The sequence below is a fragment of the Paenibacillus sp. FSL R5-0701 genome, from assembly GCF_037973995.1.
GTDB lineage: Bacteria > Bacillota > Bacilli > Paenibacillales > Paenibacillaceae > Paenibacillus.
The window spans coordinates 1,784,712-1,800,821 of the sequence record NZ_CP150230.1 but is presented as its reverse complement, the minus strand read 5'-3'; the positions used below and the strand labels follow the sequence as shown (position 1 = coordinate 1,800,821).

The following is a 16,110-nucleotide window of genomic DNA, read 5'->3' as shown; positions in this document are numbered from 1 at the left end:
ACCGAATCTATATAGAGAGGTCATACCAGTAGACTTTATAGTTAAAGTCCAGTGACATGCCCACACCCTGTGCCAGACGAATTGAGCCTTCATTGTCCGGAGAACAATCCCAATACGGATGTTTGTCTACGCGACTGCATTCTTCTACAAATGCTTTTGCCACCATCGCACCATAATTTCTTCTTCTGTAGACTTCAACCGTTTCAATATCAACCGCATGTGTCTGATCTGCAATAAATGCCGAAAAGCAAACACTCGCGATATCATCGTTATGCACTGCAATGTAGCCAAAGCCATGTTGTAAAAAATCATCTATTGTCGTCCAAAAGTGAGAGATTTTATCTTTCAGAAAAGAGGAATTGTTATACCTTTTCTCTCCTAATAGCACTTGATCTATTCTGAGAATTCTGACTTCCTCGTCCTGAAAAGCATATATATCGATAGGTACTTGATGACTTATAGGATCTGGATTCAATTTGAATACATGTTGAATATCACTGGAGATCTCTCTTTTCCCGGAGATATGCTGAAGAACATCTTCCCAGGCTTCGTCCACCACACCAATCTCAACGGCATGAATATGTAAGTTCAATAACTCAGGTTCAATATGTTCCTGCATGAACTCTTTCAATTCATTCAGAAAGGGGCCACTTCGAGAGTCTCCAATCAACTGAAAACCAGATTGTCCCTGTACCCAAATTAAAGCTGCAGTTATATTCTCTGCATCATCGACATAGATCCGTCCCGGATTCAAGCCAGATACCACAGCCTTAACTTCAATATTCTGACACGAATCCGTGAGATGCTTTACTTTGTGGAAGTCATGTTTATCAATCTCGGTTATCATTGGTTCATTCCTCCCAAATTCGAGACAGAGCCCTACAGCATGGATGATCTCAATCAAATCTTATATTCATAGATTCTCGTCTCTTCATCATCAAGCAGGTATCCTTTACCGATATAAGTCCAATTACTTTTTTCATAATAATCGTTCAGATCCGTACATAGGTACAGCTTGTCATACCCTTTTGCTTTCACCTCATTCATCGCATGAGTCTGAAGTTGTCCACCCAGGTTCTGGCCCCGATATTCTGGATCAACATGAAGACACGCAAACCAGGGAAAAAGATCCTGCCTGCTATTCAGATCGCTTCGCAACAAAGCGTACCCACCGATAATTCGGTCTCCGTCCAACATCACATAAAATCTTGGCACATCACTCTCTGTATCCACAGAACGCTCTATACAATCCCGATAGAAATGGAAGCTTGATTCTGAGCCCCATTGTTTCCAGAAATACTGTACTGCTTCTTGCAGCACGTCCGGCTTCTGCCGAATATCAATAATTTGCAAAATGTTATTCTCCCTTCACTTGGATCTGATTCAACATATATTCCGCATAATCCAGAAGTAATGCTTCACTCAAATTCACATTCTCCAGTTCACCATTGTACTTTGCAAGACATTGTGAGATGACGTCCGTGTATTTAGAGGGAAGCTCTGTGAGCGCCCATGCTCCTGCTTCTCGCTTGGAGTGAATGACTGAATCTTTCACATACAAGAGAACCCGGGACAGGTTCAATACATAGTAGACTGGGTTGTCCACAATTTCTTCCATAGCTGAACTCGCGTCCGATGTAATTGAGGCAATCATATGTTCACGATTTTCCGGTTGGAACAGATCTTTAATTGGTTTACCATCCAGCACAATACCTCGATTATAGATGACCGCCATATGTGCTACCAGATCCGGATCTTCATATCCACCACATAGATATTGCTCATCCGTTCGATATTTCTCCCGATGATAGGCAGAGTAATGAAATTCGAAAGGAGTAGGGTATGACATGGCAACCATCGTAGATTCCAGTACAATACTGAGTTCAAAGCCTTTCGTAATGTGCATCTCATCTTCAATATGCATTAGCTTTTTTGCAATCCTTCGATAGGTATCGGCAGTTCGCTTTTCCCGGCTAACGACCAATATATCGATATCACTCTGATTCGGATGAAAGCATCCCATAGCCATAGAACCGTGTAAATAGATTCCCACCAAGGCATCCGTTAATTCTTCTTTCAACATACGAGTAATGCTATCTAAAACAGTTTTTCCATTCAATAAGAGTCTCTCCTTTATGTAGAAGATCAGGTCGCCAATGCAACGTTCATTTCACGCACAAAAACAGCTGTCCCCTTAATTCTGACATCCATATCCTCACCATCCCGAATCACACTCACTTGAACTTTTCCATCTCTTCCAATCTCATGCCCTTGTTCTACCACAAACTGTACCTCATCGATCTCCGGTTTCACATAGGTTAAATAATAGGCACCCATCACCCCCGAGGCTGTTCCAGTCACTGGATCTTCTGTAGTACCTGAGTACGGTGAAGAGAAATGTCTCGCATGCATCATCGCATCGGTATCACGGGTTTCAAAACAAAAGGGATGTAACGAAGCTTTAGGATTCTCAAGCAAAACACCAGGGAATAAAGAAGAATCGGGTTTCATTTTAACAAAAGAGTTCAGTTCACGGATTGGGATTAATAGCGTCCAGGTTCCAGTGCTTCCATAAACGATCGGAATAGAGAGGTCCACATCATCCAGAGTTAAGTTTATTGTACTTAGCAGCTTCTCGATATCACCCTGGAACGGGTTAAACCGCGGCTGATCTTGCTTCATCTCCATGTAAATGGTGTCGCCATTTCGCTCAAATTGAATAGGTAATACGCCTACATTGGTTTCAATCGTGATCAACTCTTTGTCACCCAACATACCACGTGTCTTCAAACCATACAGTGATGCCATTGTGGCATGACCACACAGATTAATCTCATGTCCTGGCGTAAAATAACGTAATCTGACGTCAGCTATTTCAGAGTTCAATACAAATACCGTCTCGTTAAATCCAACTTGATAAGCGATCTGCTGCATCGCGGTCTCACTGAAATGATCAGCATTAAAAACCACTCCTGCCGGGTTACCTTGGCCGGGAACTGTAGAAAAAGCATCATAATGATATACCTTAATATCACTCATCAAAAGGCCCACTTTCTTTGTAATCTACGAGATGCACATTTCCATATAACTCTACACTTTCACCGTCAATTACAATCCCACCACCATCTTGGCACGCATAGACCGCCTTACTGTTAACGAGCGTGTATTCTCTTAATGAATTCAGAGTCTCTTCCGAACCGTCCCAGTGCGGTGCAAATTCAAAATTTACGAGCCCCAGCGCTTTCATATCATTCAGGCCCACATTGTTTTCATCAGCATCTTCCCCATACCCGGCTATATCTATCGTAGGTGTAATCAGAATACTACCTGCGCTGACCCCGATCAGAATGCCGCCACTCTTCACATAGGAACGTAGCAGACCAAGCACATTTCTCTTCTGTAATATACTTAGAAAATAAAACGTATTTCCTCCGGATAGATGAATCGCATCACATTCGAAAATAGAGCTAAATGTATTCTCCTCATACTCCATATCGAGATCATAATACTGCATAGTATGGATGCCTAATCGATTGTAGTACCGTCTGGTGTGCTCAACATATTTACGCTCCGGGTCGGAACATGAAGGGATATATCCAATGGAAGGCTGTTCACTGTCGAATAAGCTTCGTATTCTCTGATCCAATTTTTCGTTAGATTCGAAAACCAAATCACTTAGCAGAACCAACGTAGTCATCTTAGTTCCTCCGTATATGTCAGACTAGCTTAAACTCTTTATCCAAAATCGAGAAAAAATACTGGTCTGTCCACTGGTTGTTCCACCATAGTTCCTCACTGAAGACAGCCTCCCGTGTCATACCCACATGCTGCATTATTGCGGCTGAGCGAACGTTTTGCGAATTGCACATGCCAACGACCTTATGAGCTTGTAATTCTTGAAACGCAAATTGTAATAAAAGTCGGGTGGCTTCACTCCCGTATCCTCTCCCTGCATAGTCGGAAAGTACTGCGAATCCAAGTTCCCAGCTTTTTCGGTAATCCACATAACTCCACATTTGAACGATACCAATTGGCGTATTTTCCGGATCATTCAAGCGGCGTATAACGAAATCATAGGCATACGGTTTCTCGTCTGCGACAGCAAAATGGCTGCGATATTTTTCACGGACCTTCTCCTCATCCGTTTCAACAGTTTCCTCAAAACTCCATATGCCTGCATCACATTCAATTTGACATATAAAGTCGAGGTCCTGTTCTGTGACTGTTGTTATTCTAACCTTCTGTCCCACGAATTCCATGTGAATTCATCCCCTTTGGATTAGTATCATTGCTTGGGAATCTCCCACTCTGTATTAAGTAAACCTCTACCAATGTTCCATTTGGCAAGCAAAGCTCTCTGTCTGTTTTCCAGATCAAGATACGGTGCTGCAACACAGGATAACGTGTCAAACATATGGATAAAATGAGGTCCTTCCTTGAAACGTCGAAGCCCTCCATACTCTTCATCATCCGCTGCCCATACAATATTTTTAATCCCCGACATTAAAATGGTACCAGAACACATGGGACAAGGCTCACAGGTAGTGTAGAGCGTCAGGTCTTTCTTCGTGAATCTCTTCTTATTGTCTACATCCAGCAAATGTTTTCCTACCTGACGAATGGCATCCACCTCAGCATGTGCGGTGGGGTCGCAATCCGAGAAGACTCGGTTCCGGCCTTTACTCACGACATTTCCATCCACATCCACAATTATCGCACCAATTGGATACGTGCCTTCAACAAGTGATTGTTCTGCTTCTTCCAGAGCCAAAGTTAAATATTCATAATCCGATAACTTCATTGAAAGTCCCCCTGAGTACAGTTATAGACCACTTACAAAACAGATTCCTTCTGCTTCTTTTACGTCACTACAAGGCTCAATATCCATAAACCGGGTTACATCTGGTTCAGCGAAATGCTCAAAAACAACCTGACGATCTGCTAGGGTTAACTCTCTGAGGTACAATCGTTCAGTCTTTACATTAGGAAAATGAGTCATGACGGTCTCTCCTTTAATCGTTAAAAGTTCCTGCTCGTGTACTGTCCTGCTTCACCAAGAAAATCACTTTTGGTTAACCCTTGTTCTCCGAGTAAAATCCTGTAGTTCGATATCGTACCGTCATGTGAAATGATAAACGTGTTGCCCCTCTGTTTCCTGCACCATTCAAGAAGCTGTTCAGCTAATATCCCGAATCGTTGTGCATTCATCTGATTAATACTTTCTTCCCAACAGTCCAATCCCAATTCAACCATTCTTATGTCAGTATACGGATTGCTGAGTTCTTCCTTCGTATAGATCTGATCGCAGACGAAAGGAACAAACTCCGGATTCTGAGGAAACATTCTTGGCCCAACCAGCGGGCTGAAGAATGCAAGATTTTTGTTAGGGACTAGAAGGAGTGCTGTTTCGATCGTACGTTTCGTTGGACTAACCAAAATGACGTCTTCGGGCGCAAAAACGATTTGTTTACGCAATGCTATAACCTGACTTTTTCCCAATTCAGTGAGGCCAGGGTGCAGGCAATTTAATCGGTTAGGGTAATCTATCAAGTGTTCACCATGACCATGACGAATAAATGTAATGTTCATAAGCCCTCTATTTCTGAATGAAGTGTCTGATGCCTTTTGCATCAAGAAGGTTACTCAGTTCCTTTTTCAAAAACACAGGGTAGACTTCCATCTGCTCTAGTTCGTCCAAAGAAAACCATTTGAAAATTAACTTACCGTTATCTTCTAGACCTTTGAATTCAATTTCACTATATAGCTTATGGGCTTCCGGCAATGTGATGATATAATAAAAACCAACTTCATGATATTTCAGGCCATCATATTCAAAGAAATTTTCACTAACAAATGCGAGCCTTTGCGCTTCTACATGAACACCCAGTTCCTCCGCTATCTCTCGCACAATAGCCGCTTCTGTTGTCTCGTGCAATTCCACCCGCCCTCCGGGAAGATTCCAGAAATCGTCCTGTTCAGTCGTATGCAAAAGAACTCTTCCTTTGTCTATCACAATACCTGCCACACGAAAGTTGAATTTGTTGTTATTTTGCTCATACGATATATTTTTGTTTTCTGAATTACTCATCTCGCTGACCATCCATCGGACAATCCATCCATGAATCCCATGATGAATGACGGAATGATGAGTACGAGCAATAAAATCAAACTGGCTATGCCCCATCTAAAAATTACTTTCCGTTTGCTTCGAACACCTATAATAATTAAGAATGCGGTTGTTGCAATTAGGGCTACTTCATAAAATGTCATAAAACTAACCTCCGGTATGTATTCGTATTTCATTAAGGTTATTACAGAATCTTTTCTAGTTTGCGCCTACAAGCCTCGAGGTCATAATCCGAATTATCCAGCCATACCTTATCCATCTCAAGTAAGTCATAGATTTCGGACTCCAGCTTCTTTCTTTCCTGCAAAACCTGTACCGTACCCTGAACACCCTGATAACCCTGTGCTTGCCCAAAGCCCTGATTCGTATAATAGTCAATAAAGCCCTCTGACCATTCTTTTGGTCTTTCACTGACCGCCTTCTCAAATGTATATGATATATCCTTCTGATCGATATAGATGAGAAGCGGATTCAGAGCATGAATGATACGCCCCAGTCCCAATACATACTGCACGTTCTGCTCTTTGGATTGATTACATTTAACAAGACCCATGGTCAGTGGATTCTGGATAAAACAACATTCAAATATCGTGATGCAGTCATCATTCGTGCTTAACTGGTTTTCAGTGAACTTCTGCCACTTCTCGGTGATCAGCTTTACATTTTGTGCAAAAGAAATTTCGTAAATATCTCGGCTAAATATATCCCCCACCACCTGATCGGGAAGCTCTATTCCCCGTTGTTCTTTCATCTTACGGTATGGGATCAGAACACCTTGATCATAGGCAATCGCATTACTTTCCAGAATCTCTCTGTAATCTTCATACGTGGTTAGTAGGGCCTCGAAGTCTTCAGCAAGATAAAAAACAACGCCTTCGTAATCAGCAGGGTGATCCAGGTTTCCTTCCTGGAATAGTTGCACCTGCTTGCCTTGATCTATCAGGATTTCGGATACCATCTTTGCAATCGTCGACTTGCCCGAACCTGGCAATCCTTCAATGAGTATTAGTTGCCTAGCCATCTTACATCATCCTTATTCTTCATTATGTGTGATGTTATGGATTTTCCATGTATCAGAAACTATGTTATCAATCAATATCTGCAATAACCCATTGCGCGTTATCGCCATCCGCTTTCTTTTTCCAAAACACCATCGTATTAATATATTCCTTGTCGTTCTCTCTTAATTCAGTAATCGTTACTGCCCCCTGGTAGAGCTTCTTTTGCTCTTGAATGATAATATCGCTTATGGAAGTAATCTTGCGAACTTTGTATCTTCCCATGCCCGATATAGGAGATTTTGGATCAAAAAGATTCATATATTCTTTTTCATCCTTTTCGTATAAATAACGCATTCGGGCGTTCATAAGTTTGACGATTTCCAATTTCTCCCCAGTATAGTTTGTTTCATCGAGATACTCTGGTGGGATGTCTTCCTTCTCTTGGGAAGTCGGTATTTCTCCTTCCTGTTGTGTCTCTTTTTCTGTGACATTTTGAGGTGAGGAATCTATTAATTGCTGTGCATCTTCAGTGTTTCCATTGTTCTGACAGGCCACCAGAAGTAGAAGTAATAATGAAACTACGGTTAACTTTTTCATCATCAATCCTCCATTCAATCATGGATAACACTCCCCTAGTAAAGAGCTTAAATACCTTTAATTTAGAACGAAGACTTCCTATTGTATGTAAAATTTTCTCTCAAGGTACATCATAACCCATAATGTGGAATTTGCGAATAAACGAAGTTAACCATCTCTGTTTCTAGCGCATTTCATGCAAAAAACCACGTTTCTCTGCACAAGCTATATCATGCAAAGCGCGTGGTTATTAGCAGAACTTTCACTCAATTTTTGTAACTGTCCACAATCAATCTAGCTATCTATTAAATAGCATATTCATTATGCCGACCGCTTCAATCTGGGCCTCGTTTTCTTCATTATCCGCAAAACGGTAACTATATGTTGAATAGATCCCCCTATGCCGTATATGTCCAGCTTTATAATGAAGCGTCTTTTCCTCACCATCGATTTTCTGCACAAACGTCCTGCCTTCATTCACATTATACGAAGAATGGATAATGTTCAGTTGCAAGCCATGCAACAAAATCTTCTTCGTTTGGATGGGTCATGACTAGAATAAGGAGCAGGACAGCAAACACAACAATGTACGTTTTTAGTCCTGCGCCCCTCTTGCTACCATGCTGGGTGTACTCACCCATCAACCCGTTCACCCGATTCTTGAACAGAAATATCTATCCCCTTCGCCAAAACCCACCCATTCAATCCATACGAGGATGAGATCACCATATACTTGTATTTCTCCTCTATCAGCCGGATTTGCAATTCGTCATAGGAATCATAATTGACAGGCCAACCACTACCCTTTCCCGATTCTAACAACTCTCGATTATAAGGAATAAAATGCTCTATATCCCACTCATCCAGATCCAAAATAATGCTGCCATGGAGCGATATATCAAACGCATGAGCCATTACACCAGAGAATAAGACATCCATATTTTTCGGTACAGCATGACTTGAACGAGTGCGCATCCTGATTCTATTGTTCTCTAAATCAACTTCGTAACTTAAGATGATGTTGTCATGCAAACTTGGCATAGTCCCCCTCCTTCCGGTGTACCTCATCAGGTTCCACCCCGTACAACTGCAACATTTCTTCCTCGTTCATATTTGTTCCCCTTAGCTACTTTAGAATGTTATTTAACTCTTCCGCTTTTTTCCTGCTATCCATTCTAGCATAAAAATAGAAAGCGATGATGTGCAGCACAATGGATAACAACCACATGCCGGGGAACCAGGGAGCAATCAAATGGAACATTTCCGTGGAGAATAACCATACGATCCCCATGCCTCCTGCAATATTGAATGTGGAAGAAATGGCGATATTCCATACCGGTTTTAACGTAAAATGGTTCCAGAGCGCATTGTACATCACGCCAAACAACACAGCGGCAATAGCTGAAATGCCGGCAATATTCCACAGATAGCCCATTTCGATAGGTTGATCATTATAGAATAGGGTCAATAGCAAGGTCACCCAGAGTGAAGTAACGGTGAATACTTGAAAAAAGGAAAGCCTAAGCTGCATCATCATGATAATTTCCCCCTAAAGTTTTTAATATAAAATCGACTGACAAAGTAACTGGAGCTATCGCTCAGATCTACCTTAATCCGAGCATGATCTGTTGCAGAGAATGCGGTGATATACCGTGTGTTGATGATCGTTTGATTATTAATTTTCACAAAATGAACGTCATCCAGGTCTTCTTCCACAAATTTCAAACGTTTGTTAAGCAGGTATCTCTCGCCTGTAATCACACGTACACAACACATCCGATCCTCTGACTCAATGGCGACCACCGAGCTCAGTTGAATCTGTACGTTGCGATTGTTCTTGGCATGGATGACCGTTAGTTGAGTTTCCGATTGGCCGATCGCTTTTTCAATACGATCCCACTTCGACCTCTCTTCAGGATGAGTTATGACTTTGACCACCCTTTTTTCAATTGCTGTGTTCTCTTCAAAAATGACTTTCACGTGTTGCCCTCCTCTCACAACTCATATTACAAGCATAGTTATGACTATCCCACTGTATTGCGTTTTGTTGCATGATTTTGCAGGTTTGTTGCATCGGCACTACGTAGACAATAAAAAAACCACTCCATAGGAGCAGTTCTTCCATGTACTCATCCAGAGCATTCAAGGCATGAGCTATTCTATTATTTCGAGGTGCTACGTTATCCTTATACGATCTCCAGATACATCTCCTGATTTTGCAGGATCATCTCATTCATATGTGCAATTGTTGCTTGCGCCACGGTCTGATAGGTCGCATATAACACCTCTGTTCTCTGAAGCAAAATCGGGTCCTTATCCAGATCCGTTGCTAACACCTCACGCCACTCTTCACCCACTCTATTTTTGTCCGTAATGAGACTTTCAATCTGGTCCAATACGGTCGCCATCTCAGCTAAATGAAAAAAGTGCATCCCTTTTTTGATCCCATTCCAACTCTTGATCTCGATGATGTTATACGCCGAAAACCAATAAAATTCTGCCAGACTTTTCGTGTGATTGTGATAGGAATAGAACAGAAATAAGGCTTGTTGCCCTTCGTGTAACTGTCGGTATATCTCTGTTTTGGCGGCCATATCTCTGCCCCGTACAGAAACAAGCATCGGTTTAATACACAACCAGCTAAGTTGCTTTGAATGTACATCTTCTGCTTGCACTCTAGCCTTCATAACATTCTCCTCTCTGTTCAACGTTTAAGGATTCTCTGGTGCTTCCACTGCCGGGTCATTCTCTCCGCCCATTCTGCGTCTGGATGTTTCCATCCTGCCTGTCGCTGGCACATGTTCAGACGCTTTAGCTAATCCGAACTTTGGCATGTTGGCATATATGGTCTCGAAGGAACCTGACTGAGCTTTGTATGTCTCATGGTAGATCCCCACAGTTCCATCGGAACCAATGGAGCGGTTGAATCTTTTCCAAGCTTCCAAGTGCAGTCCACCTCGTGCGTATTTCTCCAATTCATCGTAAGAGCGCCAGTATTGTAGTAACGTCACCCCGCGCCAGCTTATAAAATACTCTGTACTCAGAAATCCGGTCTCCGGATTCGTATACAGTTCTTTAATCATCGGGCCCATGGACTTAAAGACAGGCAGCCATTTGTGTATAGCCCACAAACGATTGACCCTCATTCCGATGATAAACACAACAAATTCTCCCTCAATTTGAGCTGAATATCTTCCCTTATATATGTTTGCCACATCACCCCTCCTTCTCGACAAAAACAATCGATTTCATCGGATCTGGACAACCCTTCCTATCCGCTCATAGGCATCCAGAGGAAAATCAAAACTCCACCGTTTGTGATATTCCTCCAGTCCCATTTCCTTCAATTTGCTTAGCTCTCTGTAGAACAGCTTAGTCAACTTGACCAAGGTTAACTCCTCGGACATAAGTAAACGGCCCTCTGTAACGGCTTCCGTGCTAAAGTTATCACTCATCTCATACACCATAAATTGAACGATTACCTGTGAACGTTTCTTGATCCAGAAACGATATTCTCCAGGTTCGGTCTGCATGGTCATGGTTACCTCTGTGGCTCCCTTGTGCAACGCAACGAATTGACGTGCTATCTCCTCAACCGCATCCGACAAAAAAGAAACCGGAATCTCTATCTGTCCTCCTTGATTAGGTTTAACCAGGATATCCAGCCATCCGTGCGGTTCAAGCGTCATAACGATGTCCATGTCCTTCCTCCTTTATGTGATTCTATGATGTAAGATTAACTGGAAATTATGCCTTTCAGTACATATATCTTCTAATTTGAGTTGTAGAGCAGTAGACCTGCTTTCAATTTGTGTTCAAGTTCCTTATGATCGTGTTTGTTTCTCTGCCATTAGAATTCTTACAATACAATGCTGGTCGCATTGTTAAATTTCATTTTGTTATTCTTCTCTTGGTAGTCCCACTCTTGTTTTATAGCATATTGAATAAGGTTGGATATCAGTTTTGGTTCATAGACAAATATATCCCATGTATCTTCCCAAGCAACATCGAACTCTATAAATGTAGATTTATGTGTATTGGAATAAATCCGAATAACAATATCGTATGCTTGCTCATCCACAACATATAAGAACAGTGTATCATTCACTACAATTTTGCGGACTTTTTTCCTGTATACCTTCAGGTAAATCCCTCCCTCCCTTACTTACACACTGCTGCGTAAATCTTTATACACATTCCATTCTGTATACAATTGTTTTAGCGCTAATCCTGTTGTATGTATGAACTTGTCCATAGCTTCCATGGATAAAATATTTAAGTCACCTAAGGTTTCGTTGTCAGGATTAGCTAAAAACTCAAGCTTCTCTTCCCTATACTGATACACCTCAGATTCCAGCAATCCCCCTATCTCAAATGCTTTTCCCACGTTCAGCTCATTTAACCATTCATGGGCCTCGTTCCAATTCCGTAGAATCATAAACTCCAGCTTCGTGACATCCTGTGTATACACGCTTCTTTCATTGGGGTGGACTTCATATGCAGGATAAATATCGAAAGTCCACACGCGATCCGTATAGATATGGGCGATGTATCCGCACAGATATTGCATGAATTTGGGATCCCTATAAGCTAACTTCTTGTTGGACTCAAAAAATCCTTTAAGTTCTTCGTCTGTTGCGAACCTTCCTGCCTCTGGCATGAGGTGGGTTTTTGCCTTCTCAGTACGAAGATTAGTTCTTACGTGAATGGAATCAGGAGCGAGGCTTCCCAGTAACAACTCAGGGGATGGCTTGGATATCAATTCGGATGCAATTGCAAAATGAACCATCGGCCAAGGCAATATAAAAACTCCTTTCTTTATTAAAAGGCTCAAACTATGATGTTCTATGATTTACAAAGCTAAGTGCTCACTCTCTTGTACATGTATCAATTCAATATCCTCACAATAAAATCCTAATATTCCGTCCTCGTAGTCCTCAACGAAATATTTCATCGGATGATATCCGTGATCTTTTAAATCTTTAATATTAAACCCAATTATCTTAACTAAAACACCATGAGGCTTATAATGAAAATTTTCAATATTAGTGAATCTAAAAAGTAATTCATATGTAACATTGGAGAATTTCATTAAAAATGTAATATCTGCTATCGAAATATTTTCATAATATTTGTCTTGTTTTATATACAGATTCAACCCAGCAACCCACTCCAAATTTTGAACAGAAAATGCTGGAATAAAAGGTTGAATTAAGTCCATGTTTTTCATCATGATCTACCTCTATTCATTTTGAGCCATTCTATTAATGCTGTCACTTGCGTAGTAATTTAGACTCTCCTTGCTTCAAGTCTACAAATATAGGCTTCTGCACATTGTTAATTGTGGAAATATCAATCTCATCCAGACTTTTAAAAACAAGCTGTAATGACTCCTTTTGTTCATCTTCAAATAAAAGAGTTACCTGATCATCACAGAGTTTTCCTTCCAACTCCGCAATAACGTCAAATAAAAACATTACAAATACTACTTCATTTCCATCCGGATACGTATAGTGCATCCTCTCGCCCGTGTATATGGAGGCCAATTCATAAGAACTCACCTCAAGCCCTGTTTCCTCTTTCACTTCTCTAATCATGGTTTCTTCAATTCGTTCACCTGGCTCCATACCTCCACCGGGTAACCCCCAATCTCCATAATCTGATCTCTTTTGCAGCAGAACCCTCCCCATATGATCTCGAATAATAGCTCCACCCGTAACTACAATACGACTAGTCATTACTCTTGCTCCTTTCTGTTAGGTTGCTTCTCAACAGATCATAATTTTTATCAGGAAACTTCTCTATTGATTTATATCCCAAAATGCACAATGCATTTCCCATTTACCTCAGCGTACTTTGCCATGTTCGCAAGCTTGTTTAATTCGTTGATTAATTCGACTTTGTTGTATACGAGTTTCTCGTAGTAGCCCTTCTGTTCGCCTCCAGCAATGCTGTAATTCCCTGTAAGAACGATCGGATCCGTCGCATGGCTAAATAGATCCATCCAGGCTCGAATCAGTTGATGAAACTTCAACAAAGCATCCTGCTCTTCAATAACGGTTATTCCATAGTTGTTCAGTCCACTACATCTCATACAGGTAGATGGATTCCATGTATCCAACCAGCAAAGGGAATCATAGATGTACGCAATGAATTCGTCTTCCAAGGTCGCATGATTCTCTGTGGTTAATCCACTTCGATGTATTCTCCCTTTTGAATCCCATGAGTAGGAGGTATGAATATTCCCGTCTACTTGCGATTTGTTTTCGATAACAAAATGATGCTTCGGCAACACCCGCACCTCCGTTACACTTACCCATGCTTCAATATCTGTTCAATCCTCTTAATTCATCATAACCCATGTATTGGTAAATGGAAATTGAAAAAGATCCTATCCACCTCCTAACTCAGGAGAAGCAAATAAAATCTTGATAATACATTCGTTATATTAAAAAATCTTCGTTATTCAGAAATGATGTTCCTTCTTCTCGGTACTTCTCTATAACGTCATTGGTCACATGAGCATGCCGCAATATACCCATATAATCTGTACCTGGTTTCTTCGGTCTATAATCTGAATCAATCGTGTAGATATTGAAGTGCACCTCATCTTCATCCTCTGACACATCTGTTTTATCAAAAAGTGAAATCACTTCATCTTTACCAAGAAACCTAAATGGAGAATCCTGACGCTCTATAATATAAAAAGGATATGTGATGATGTTCTCGATCTGAATCAATTCCTGGTACACCTTAAGCTCATCAGGTATGAGATCCATATACTTTCTAGCTACCTCTTCTGCCTGAAATACACCTGAGACCCACTTCATACTCCCCTTGGTTACTAAGATAATGAACATACTAATCACCTTCTAATTTAAATATTATTTCTCTCTTTCACGCACAAAGTCTGAGACAAAATTCGGTGGCTGCCAGCGATGTTGTCAATCTCAATGTTATATTCAGACTCAGTATATTCAATCTGATGCTGCTCATAATATTTTTTCCAGAATGAAACTGCTGCCGCATTATTAGCAAGCTGTTCCACTTTGAATATACCCTCAAATTGAGCAAAAACCAAGTCAACCGCTTGTGCTGCCAGCCCCTGTCCGCGATATTTTTTGACCAGGAACAGCTCTTGCACGGTATAATCCACACCTTCCGGCACATATGGAGGTGAGCACACCAGTACGAATCCAATAACCTTTCCTTCATACTGAATCAAAAACGGATGTAATTCATCGCGTTCCAGATATAGATAGGTGTTCGTTGGATCATATGTGCCCGCTTCTAGCAGATCCTCACTCGAAAATTCGGACAGGTCATATAAATACAAGTTATACAGGTTGAGGAACAGTTCCTTCTGTTCTGCCAAAATACTCGTGATTTGTACGTTCATCTTCATTGCACATCTCCCTTAGTTAATCAGTTAGTTAGTGATCCATACAAGACCTTACCAATGTATATAGCGCACTTGCTGTAACCTGATCTCAATATATCGTTTCAACCACAGCAGATATAGGCAAAGTTTGATTTAAACCATGGTGTAACCTTAACTGTCGTAGTGGAAGTGTACATTTGTGCAAAAAAAAAAGACTCCATACAGAGTCCGATTATTAGTCTTATTTTCACTTTTCACCAAATATCCATTAGCACTTAGCTAATAATTATTGAATTATATAGGTTCAACTAAACTTTTTACACAAAAACGGAGAGGACAGAAATAACCTGAAGAAGCGGAGCGTTCGCCTGAAAGCTTTCTGAAAGAAAGCTGCATCGGAAGCATACGCTATCACCGGATTTCCCCTTTAAGGAATCAAAAAAATCTGGGGATAACAGCGATCGGAAGGTTGTTCTGTCATTGGAGTGCTCAGTGTAAACCTCTTTAGTTGAACTTATATAGATAATCAACCACAGGATATGAGATCACATTGCGATCTCTGTACGTTGAAATCACCGCTTCGGGATTTGTGCTAAGAATTCCGTTTTGCAACATCACCGGGCGGAAACCTCGCTCCATCGCTCCGTTGTAGGTGAATAGAACACATTCCTCTGCGGCAAACCCGGCAATGATCACCAATTCAATTCCATGACTCTTCAACACCTGCTCCAGATCAGTTTGCCAGAAAGCATTGGAAGCTTCCTTGGTAACTGTGATATCCTTCTCATTCACATCTACCTCAGAAATAATACGATATTCTTCCGGTGGTGTCTCCTCCATGCCCTCCACATCCTGCACGTGAACGACCACATGATCATTCAAGCGCAGCACGTTAGCTACATGGTTAATGTACTCGCAAGCATGGTCTATCGAAGTCTGGTCCATCTTTTTTCGCACAATACTCTCCTGCATATCAACAATCAGCAAACCTACTTTCATCCTATCTCTCCTCATACAAAATGTAG

General features: G+C 41.2%; 28 protein-coding genes. All 28 read right to left on the bottom strand.

What is annotated here, in order from left to right:
* Nucleotides 1-7: 7 nt before the first annotated feature.
* Nucleotides 8-847: a GNAT family N-acetyltransferase gene (locus MKZ13_RS08445; protein ID WP_339183288.1), complete on the bottom strand. Its 840-nt coding sequence runs from the start codon at nt 845-847 to the stop codon at nt 8-10.
* Nucleotides 848-900: 53 nt separating this feature from the next.
* The gene (locus MKZ13_RS08440) at nt 901-1,353 is read right to left on the bottom strand and encodes a GNAT family N-acetyltransferase (RefSeq protein WP_260870935.1); all 453 of its coding nucleotides are present in this window, start codon (nt 1,351-1,353) and stop codon (nt 901-903) included.
* A gap of 4 nt (nt 1,354-1,357) precedes the next feature.
* Complete coding sequence (locus MKZ13_RS08435; RefSeq protein WP_339183286.1) at nt 1,358-2,119, bottom strand: aminoglycoside adenylyltransferase domain-containing protein; 762 nt, start codon at nt 2,117-2,119, stop codon at nt 1,358-1,360.
* 26 nt (nt 2,120-2,145) lie between these two features.
* Nucleotides 2,146-3,039, bottom strand: coding sequence for a PhzF family phenazine biosynthesis protein (locus MKZ13_RS08430; RefSeq protein ID WP_339183283.1), 894 nt, complete (start codon nt 3,037-3,039; stop codon nt 2,146-2,148).
* A complete protein-coding gene (locus MKZ13_RS08425; RefSeq protein ID WP_339183281.1) occupies nt 3,032-3,697 on the bottom strand; it encodes a Type 1 glutamine amidotransferase-like domain-containing protein in 666 nt (221 codons plus the stop codon). Before MKZ13_RS08425 ends, MKZ13_RS08430 begins: the two co-directional genes overlap by 8 nt.
* 19 nt (nt 3,698-3,716) lie before the next feature.
* Nucleotides 3,717-4,259, bottom strand: coding sequence for a GNAT family N-acetyltransferase (locus MKZ13_RS08420; protein ID WP_339183279.1), 543 nt, complete (start codon nt 4,257-4,259; stop codon nt 3,717-3,719).
* Nucleotides 4,260-4,285: 26 nt separating this feature from the next.
* On the bottom strand, nt 4,286-4,801 hold the full coding sequence (locus tag MKZ13_RS08415; protein WP_339183276.1) for a nucleoside deaminase: 516 nt from the start codon (nt 4,799-4,801) through the stop codon (nt 4,286-4,288).
* A 21-nt stretch (nt 4,802-4,822) separates the two neighbouring features.
* The gene (locus tag MKZ13_RS08410; protein ID WP_339183274.1) at nt 4,823-4,999 is read right to left on the bottom strand and encodes a hypothetical protein; all 177 of its coding nucleotides are present in this window, start codon (nt 4,997-4,999) and stop codon (nt 4,823-4,825) included.
* 20 nt (nt 5,000-5,019) lie between these two features.
* Complete coding sequence (locus tag MKZ13_RS08405; protein ID WP_339183272.1) at nt 5,020-5,589, bottom strand: phosphoglycerate mutase family protein; 570 nt, start codon at nt 5,587-5,589, stop codon at nt 5,020-5,022.
* A 7-nt stretch (nt 5,590-5,596) separates the two neighbouring features.
* On the bottom strand, nt 5,597-6,100 hold the full coding sequence (locus MKZ13_RS08400; RefSeq protein ID WP_339183269.1) for an NUDIX hydrolase: 504 nt from the start codon (nt 6,098-6,100) through the stop codon (nt 5,597-5,599).
* A complete protein-coding gene (locus tag MKZ13_RS08395) occupies nt 6,085-6,270 on the bottom strand; it encodes a hypothetical protein (protein ID WP_339183267.1) in 186 nt (61 codons plus the stop codon). The genes MKZ13_RS08400 and MKZ13_RS08395 overlap by 16 nt, the downstream gene beginning before the upstream one ends.
* Nucleotides 6,271-6,311: 41 nt before the next feature.
* A complete protein-coding gene (locus tag MKZ13_RS08390) occupies nt 6,312-7,148 on the bottom strand; it encodes an adenylyl-sulfate kinase (RefSeq protein ID WP_339183265.1) in 837 nt (278 codons plus the stop codon).
* A 67-nt stretch (nt 7,149-7,215) separates the two neighbouring features.
* On the bottom strand, nt 7,216-7,725 hold the full coding sequence (locus MKZ13_RS08385; protein WP_339183263.1) for a hypothetical protein: 510 nt from the start codon (nt 7,723-7,725) through the stop codon (nt 7,216-7,218).
* Nucleotides 7,726-8,186: 461 nt separating this feature from the next.
* A complete protein-coding gene (locus MKZ13_RS08380) occupies nt 8,187-8,345 on the bottom strand; it encodes a hypothetical protein (protein ID WP_339183261.1) in 159 nt (52 codons plus the stop codon).
* Nucleotides 8,338-8,745, bottom strand: a complete 408-nt coding sequence (locus MKZ13_RS08375; RefSeq protein ID WP_221822702.1) for a hypothetical protein — start codon at nt 8,743-8,745, stop codon at nt 8,338-8,340. Before MKZ13_RS08375 ends, MKZ13_RS08380 begins: the two co-directional genes overlap by 8 nt.
* Nucleotides 8,746-8,830: 85 nt before the next feature.
* Nucleotides 8,831-9,241, bottom strand: a complete 411-nt coding sequence (locus MKZ13_RS08370) for a hypothetical protein (RefSeq protein ID WP_221822700.1) — start codon at nt 9,239-9,241, stop codon at nt 8,831-8,833.
* Entirely contained in the window at nt 9,238-9,684 is a 447-nt protein-coding gene (locus MKZ13_RS08365; RefSeq protein WP_221822698.1) for a LytTR family DNA-binding domain-containing protein, read from the bottom strand. Before MKZ13_RS08365 ends, MKZ13_RS08370 begins: the two co-directional genes overlap by 4 nt.
* Before the next feature lie 206 nt (nt 9,685-9,890).
* Complete coding sequence (locus tag MKZ13_RS08360; protein WP_221822696.1) at nt 9,891-10,391, bottom strand: hypothetical protein; 501 nt, start codon at nt 10,389-10,391, stop codon at nt 9,891-9,893.
* A gap of 24 nt (nt 10,392-10,415) precedes the next feature.
* Nucleotides 10,416-10,919 carry a DUF4188 domain-containing protein gene (locus MKZ13_RS08355; RefSeq protein ID WP_076209318.1) on the bottom strand — a complete coding sequence of 168 codons (504 nt, stop codon included), beginning with the start codon at nt 10,917-10,919 and terminating at the stop codon, nt 10,416-10,418.
* 33 nt (nt 10,920-10,952) lie between these two features.
* A complete protein-coding gene (locus MKZ13_RS08350; RefSeq protein WP_336760398.1) occupies nt 10,953-11,405 on the bottom strand; it encodes a hypothetical protein in 453 nt (150 codons plus the stop codon).
* A gap of 158 nt (nt 11,406-11,563) precedes the next feature.
* Nucleotides 11,564-11,812, bottom strand: coding sequence for a hypothetical protein (locus MKZ13_RS08345; protein WP_339183256.1), 249 nt, complete (start codon nt 11,810-11,812; stop codon nt 11,564-11,566).
* A 57-nt stretch (nt 11,813-11,869) separates the two neighbouring features.
* Complete coding sequence (locus MKZ13_RS08340; RefSeq protein ID WP_339183254.1) at nt 11,870-12,493, bottom strand: hypothetical protein; 624 nt, start codon at nt 12,491-12,493, stop codon at nt 11,870-11,872.
* Nucleotides 12,494-12,556: 63 nt separating this feature from the next.
* The gene (locus MKZ13_RS08335) at nt 12,557-12,937 is read right to left on the bottom strand and encodes a hypothetical protein (protein WP_339183252.1); all 381 of its coding nucleotides are present in this window, start codon (nt 12,935-12,937) and stop codon (nt 12,557-12,559) included.
* Between the two features lie 40 nt (nt 12,938-12,977).
* Complete coding sequence (locus tag MKZ13_RS08330) at nt 12,978-13,442, bottom strand: NUDIX domain-containing protein (protein ID WP_339183250.1); 465 nt, start codon at nt 13,440-13,442, stop codon at nt 12,978-12,980.
* 71 nt (nt 13,443-13,513) lie between these two features.
* Nucleotides 13,514-13,996: a hypothetical protein gene (locus MKZ13_RS08325; protein WP_339183249.1), complete on the bottom strand. Its 483-nt coding sequence runs from the start codon at nt 13,994-13,996 to the stop codon at nt 13,514-13,516.
* A 151-nt stretch (nt 13,997-14,147) separates the two neighbouring features.
* A complete protein-coding gene (locus tag MKZ13_RS08320) occupies nt 14,148-14,564 on the bottom strand; it encodes a hypothetical protein (protein WP_339183247.1) in 417 nt (138 codons plus the stop codon).
* 17 nt (nt 14,565-14,581) lie between these two features.
* A complete protein-coding gene (locus MKZ13_RS08315; RefSeq protein ID WP_339183245.1) occupies nt 14,582-15,109 on the bottom strand; it encodes a GNAT family N-acetyltransferase in 528 nt (175 codons plus the stop codon).
* A 480-nt stretch (nt 15,110-15,589) separates the two neighbouring features.
* Nucleotides 15,590-16,084, bottom strand: a complete 495-nt coding sequence (locus MKZ13_RS08310; protein WP_339183243.1) for an isochorismatase family protein — start codon at nt 16,082-16,084, stop codon at nt 15,590-15,592.
* Between the last annotated feature and the right edge of the window lie 26 nt (nt 16,085-16,110).

What these genes read in the sequence shown, in the direction of transcription:
- MKZ13_RS08445 (WP_339183288.1), bottom strand. Translation starts at nt 847, where the DNA reads ATGATAACCGAGATTGATAAACATGACTTCCACAAAGTAAAGCATCTC.
- MKZ13_RS08430 (WP_339183283.1), bottom strand. Translation starts at nt 3,039, where the DNA reads ATGAGTGATATTAAGGTATATCATTATGATGCTTTTTCTACAGTTCCC.
- MKZ13_RS08425 (WP_339183281.1), bottom strand. Translation starts at nt 3,697, where the DNA reads ATGACTACGTTGGTTCTGCTAAGTGATTTGGTTTTCGAATCTAACGAA.
- MKZ13_RS08420 (WP_339183279.1), bottom strand. Translation starts at nt 4,259, where the DNA reads ATGGAATTCGTGGGACAGAAGGTTAGAATAACAACAGTCACAGAACAG.
- MKZ13_RS08415 (WP_339183276.1), bottom strand. Translation starts at nt 4,801, where the DNA reads ATGAAGTTATCGGATTATGAATATTTAACTTTGGCTCTGGAAGAAGCA.
- MKZ13_RS08410 (WP_339183274.1), bottom strand. Translation starts at nt 4,999, where the DNA reads ATGACTCATTTTCCTAATGTAAAGACTGAACGATTGTACCTCAGAGAG.
- MKZ13_RS08405 (WP_339183272.1), bottom strand. Translation starts at nt 5,589, where the DNA reads ATGAACATTACATTTATTCGTCATGGTCATGGTGAACACTTGATAGAT.
- MKZ13_RS08400 (WP_339183269.1), bottom strand. Translation starts at nt 6,100, where the DNA reads ATGGTCAGCGAGATGAGTAATTCAGAAAACAAAAATATATCGTATGAG.
- MKZ13_RS08395 (WP_339183267.1), bottom strand. Translation starts at nt 6,270, where the DNA reads ATGACATTTTATGAAGTAGCCCTAATTGCAACAACCGCATTCTTAATT.
- MKZ13_RS08390 (WP_339183265.1), bottom strand. Translation starts at nt 7,148, where the DNA reads ATGGCTAGGCAACTAATACTCATTGAAGGATTGCCAGGTTCGGGCAAG.
- MKZ13_RS08385 (WP_339183263.1), bottom strand. Translation starts at nt 7,725, where the DNA reads ATGAAAAAGTTAACCGTAGTTTCATTATTACTTCTACTTCTGGTGGCC.
- MKZ13_RS08380 (WP_339183261.1), bottom strand. Translation starts at nt 8,345, where the DNA reads ATGGGTGAGTACACCCAGCATGGTAGCAAGAGGGGCGCAGGACTAAAA.
- MKZ13_RS08375 (WP_221822702.1), bottom strand. Translation starts at nt 8,745, where the DNA reads ATGCCAAGTTTGCATGACAACATCATCTTAAGTTACGAAGTTGATTTA.
- MKZ13_RS08370 (WP_221822700.1), bottom strand. Translation starts at nt 9,241, where the DNA reads ATGATGATGCAGCTTAGGCTTTCCTTTTTTCAAGTATTCACCGTTACT.
- MKZ13_RS08360 (WP_221822696.1), bottom strand. Translation starts at nt 10,391, where the DNA reads ATGAAGGCTAGAGTGCAAGCAGAAGATGTACATTCAAAGCAACTTAGC.
- MKZ13_RS08350 (WP_336760398.1), bottom strand. Translation starts at nt 11,405, where the DNA reads ATGGACATCGTTATGACGCTTGAACCGCACGGATGGCTGGATATCCTG.
- MKZ13_RS08340 (WP_339183254.1), bottom strand. Translation starts at nt 12,493, where the DNA reads ATGGTTCATTTTGCAATTGCATCCGAATTGATATCCAAGCCATCCCCT.
- MKZ13_RS08335 (WP_339183252.1), bottom strand. Translation starts at nt 12,937, where the DNA reads ATGATGAAAAACATGGACTTAATTCAACCTTTTATTCCAGCATTTTCT.
- MKZ13_RS08330 (WP_339183250.1), bottom strand. Translation starts at nt 13,442, where the DNA reads ATGACTAGTCGTATTGTAGTTACGGGTGGAGCTATTATTCGAGATCAT.
- MKZ13_RS08320 (WP_339183247.1), bottom strand. Translation starts at nt 14,564, where the DNA reads ATGTTCATTATCTTAGTAACCAAGGGGAGTATGAAGTGGGTCTCAGGT.
- MKZ13_RS08315 (WP_339183245.1), bottom strand. Translation starts at nt 15,109, where the DNA reads ATGAAGATGAACGTACAAATCACGAGTATTTTGGCAGAACAGAAGGAA.
- MKZ13_RS08310 (WP_339183243.1), bottom strand. Translation starts at nt 16,084, where the DNA reads ATGAAAGTAGGTTTGCTGATTGTTGATATGCAGGAGAGTATTGTGCGA.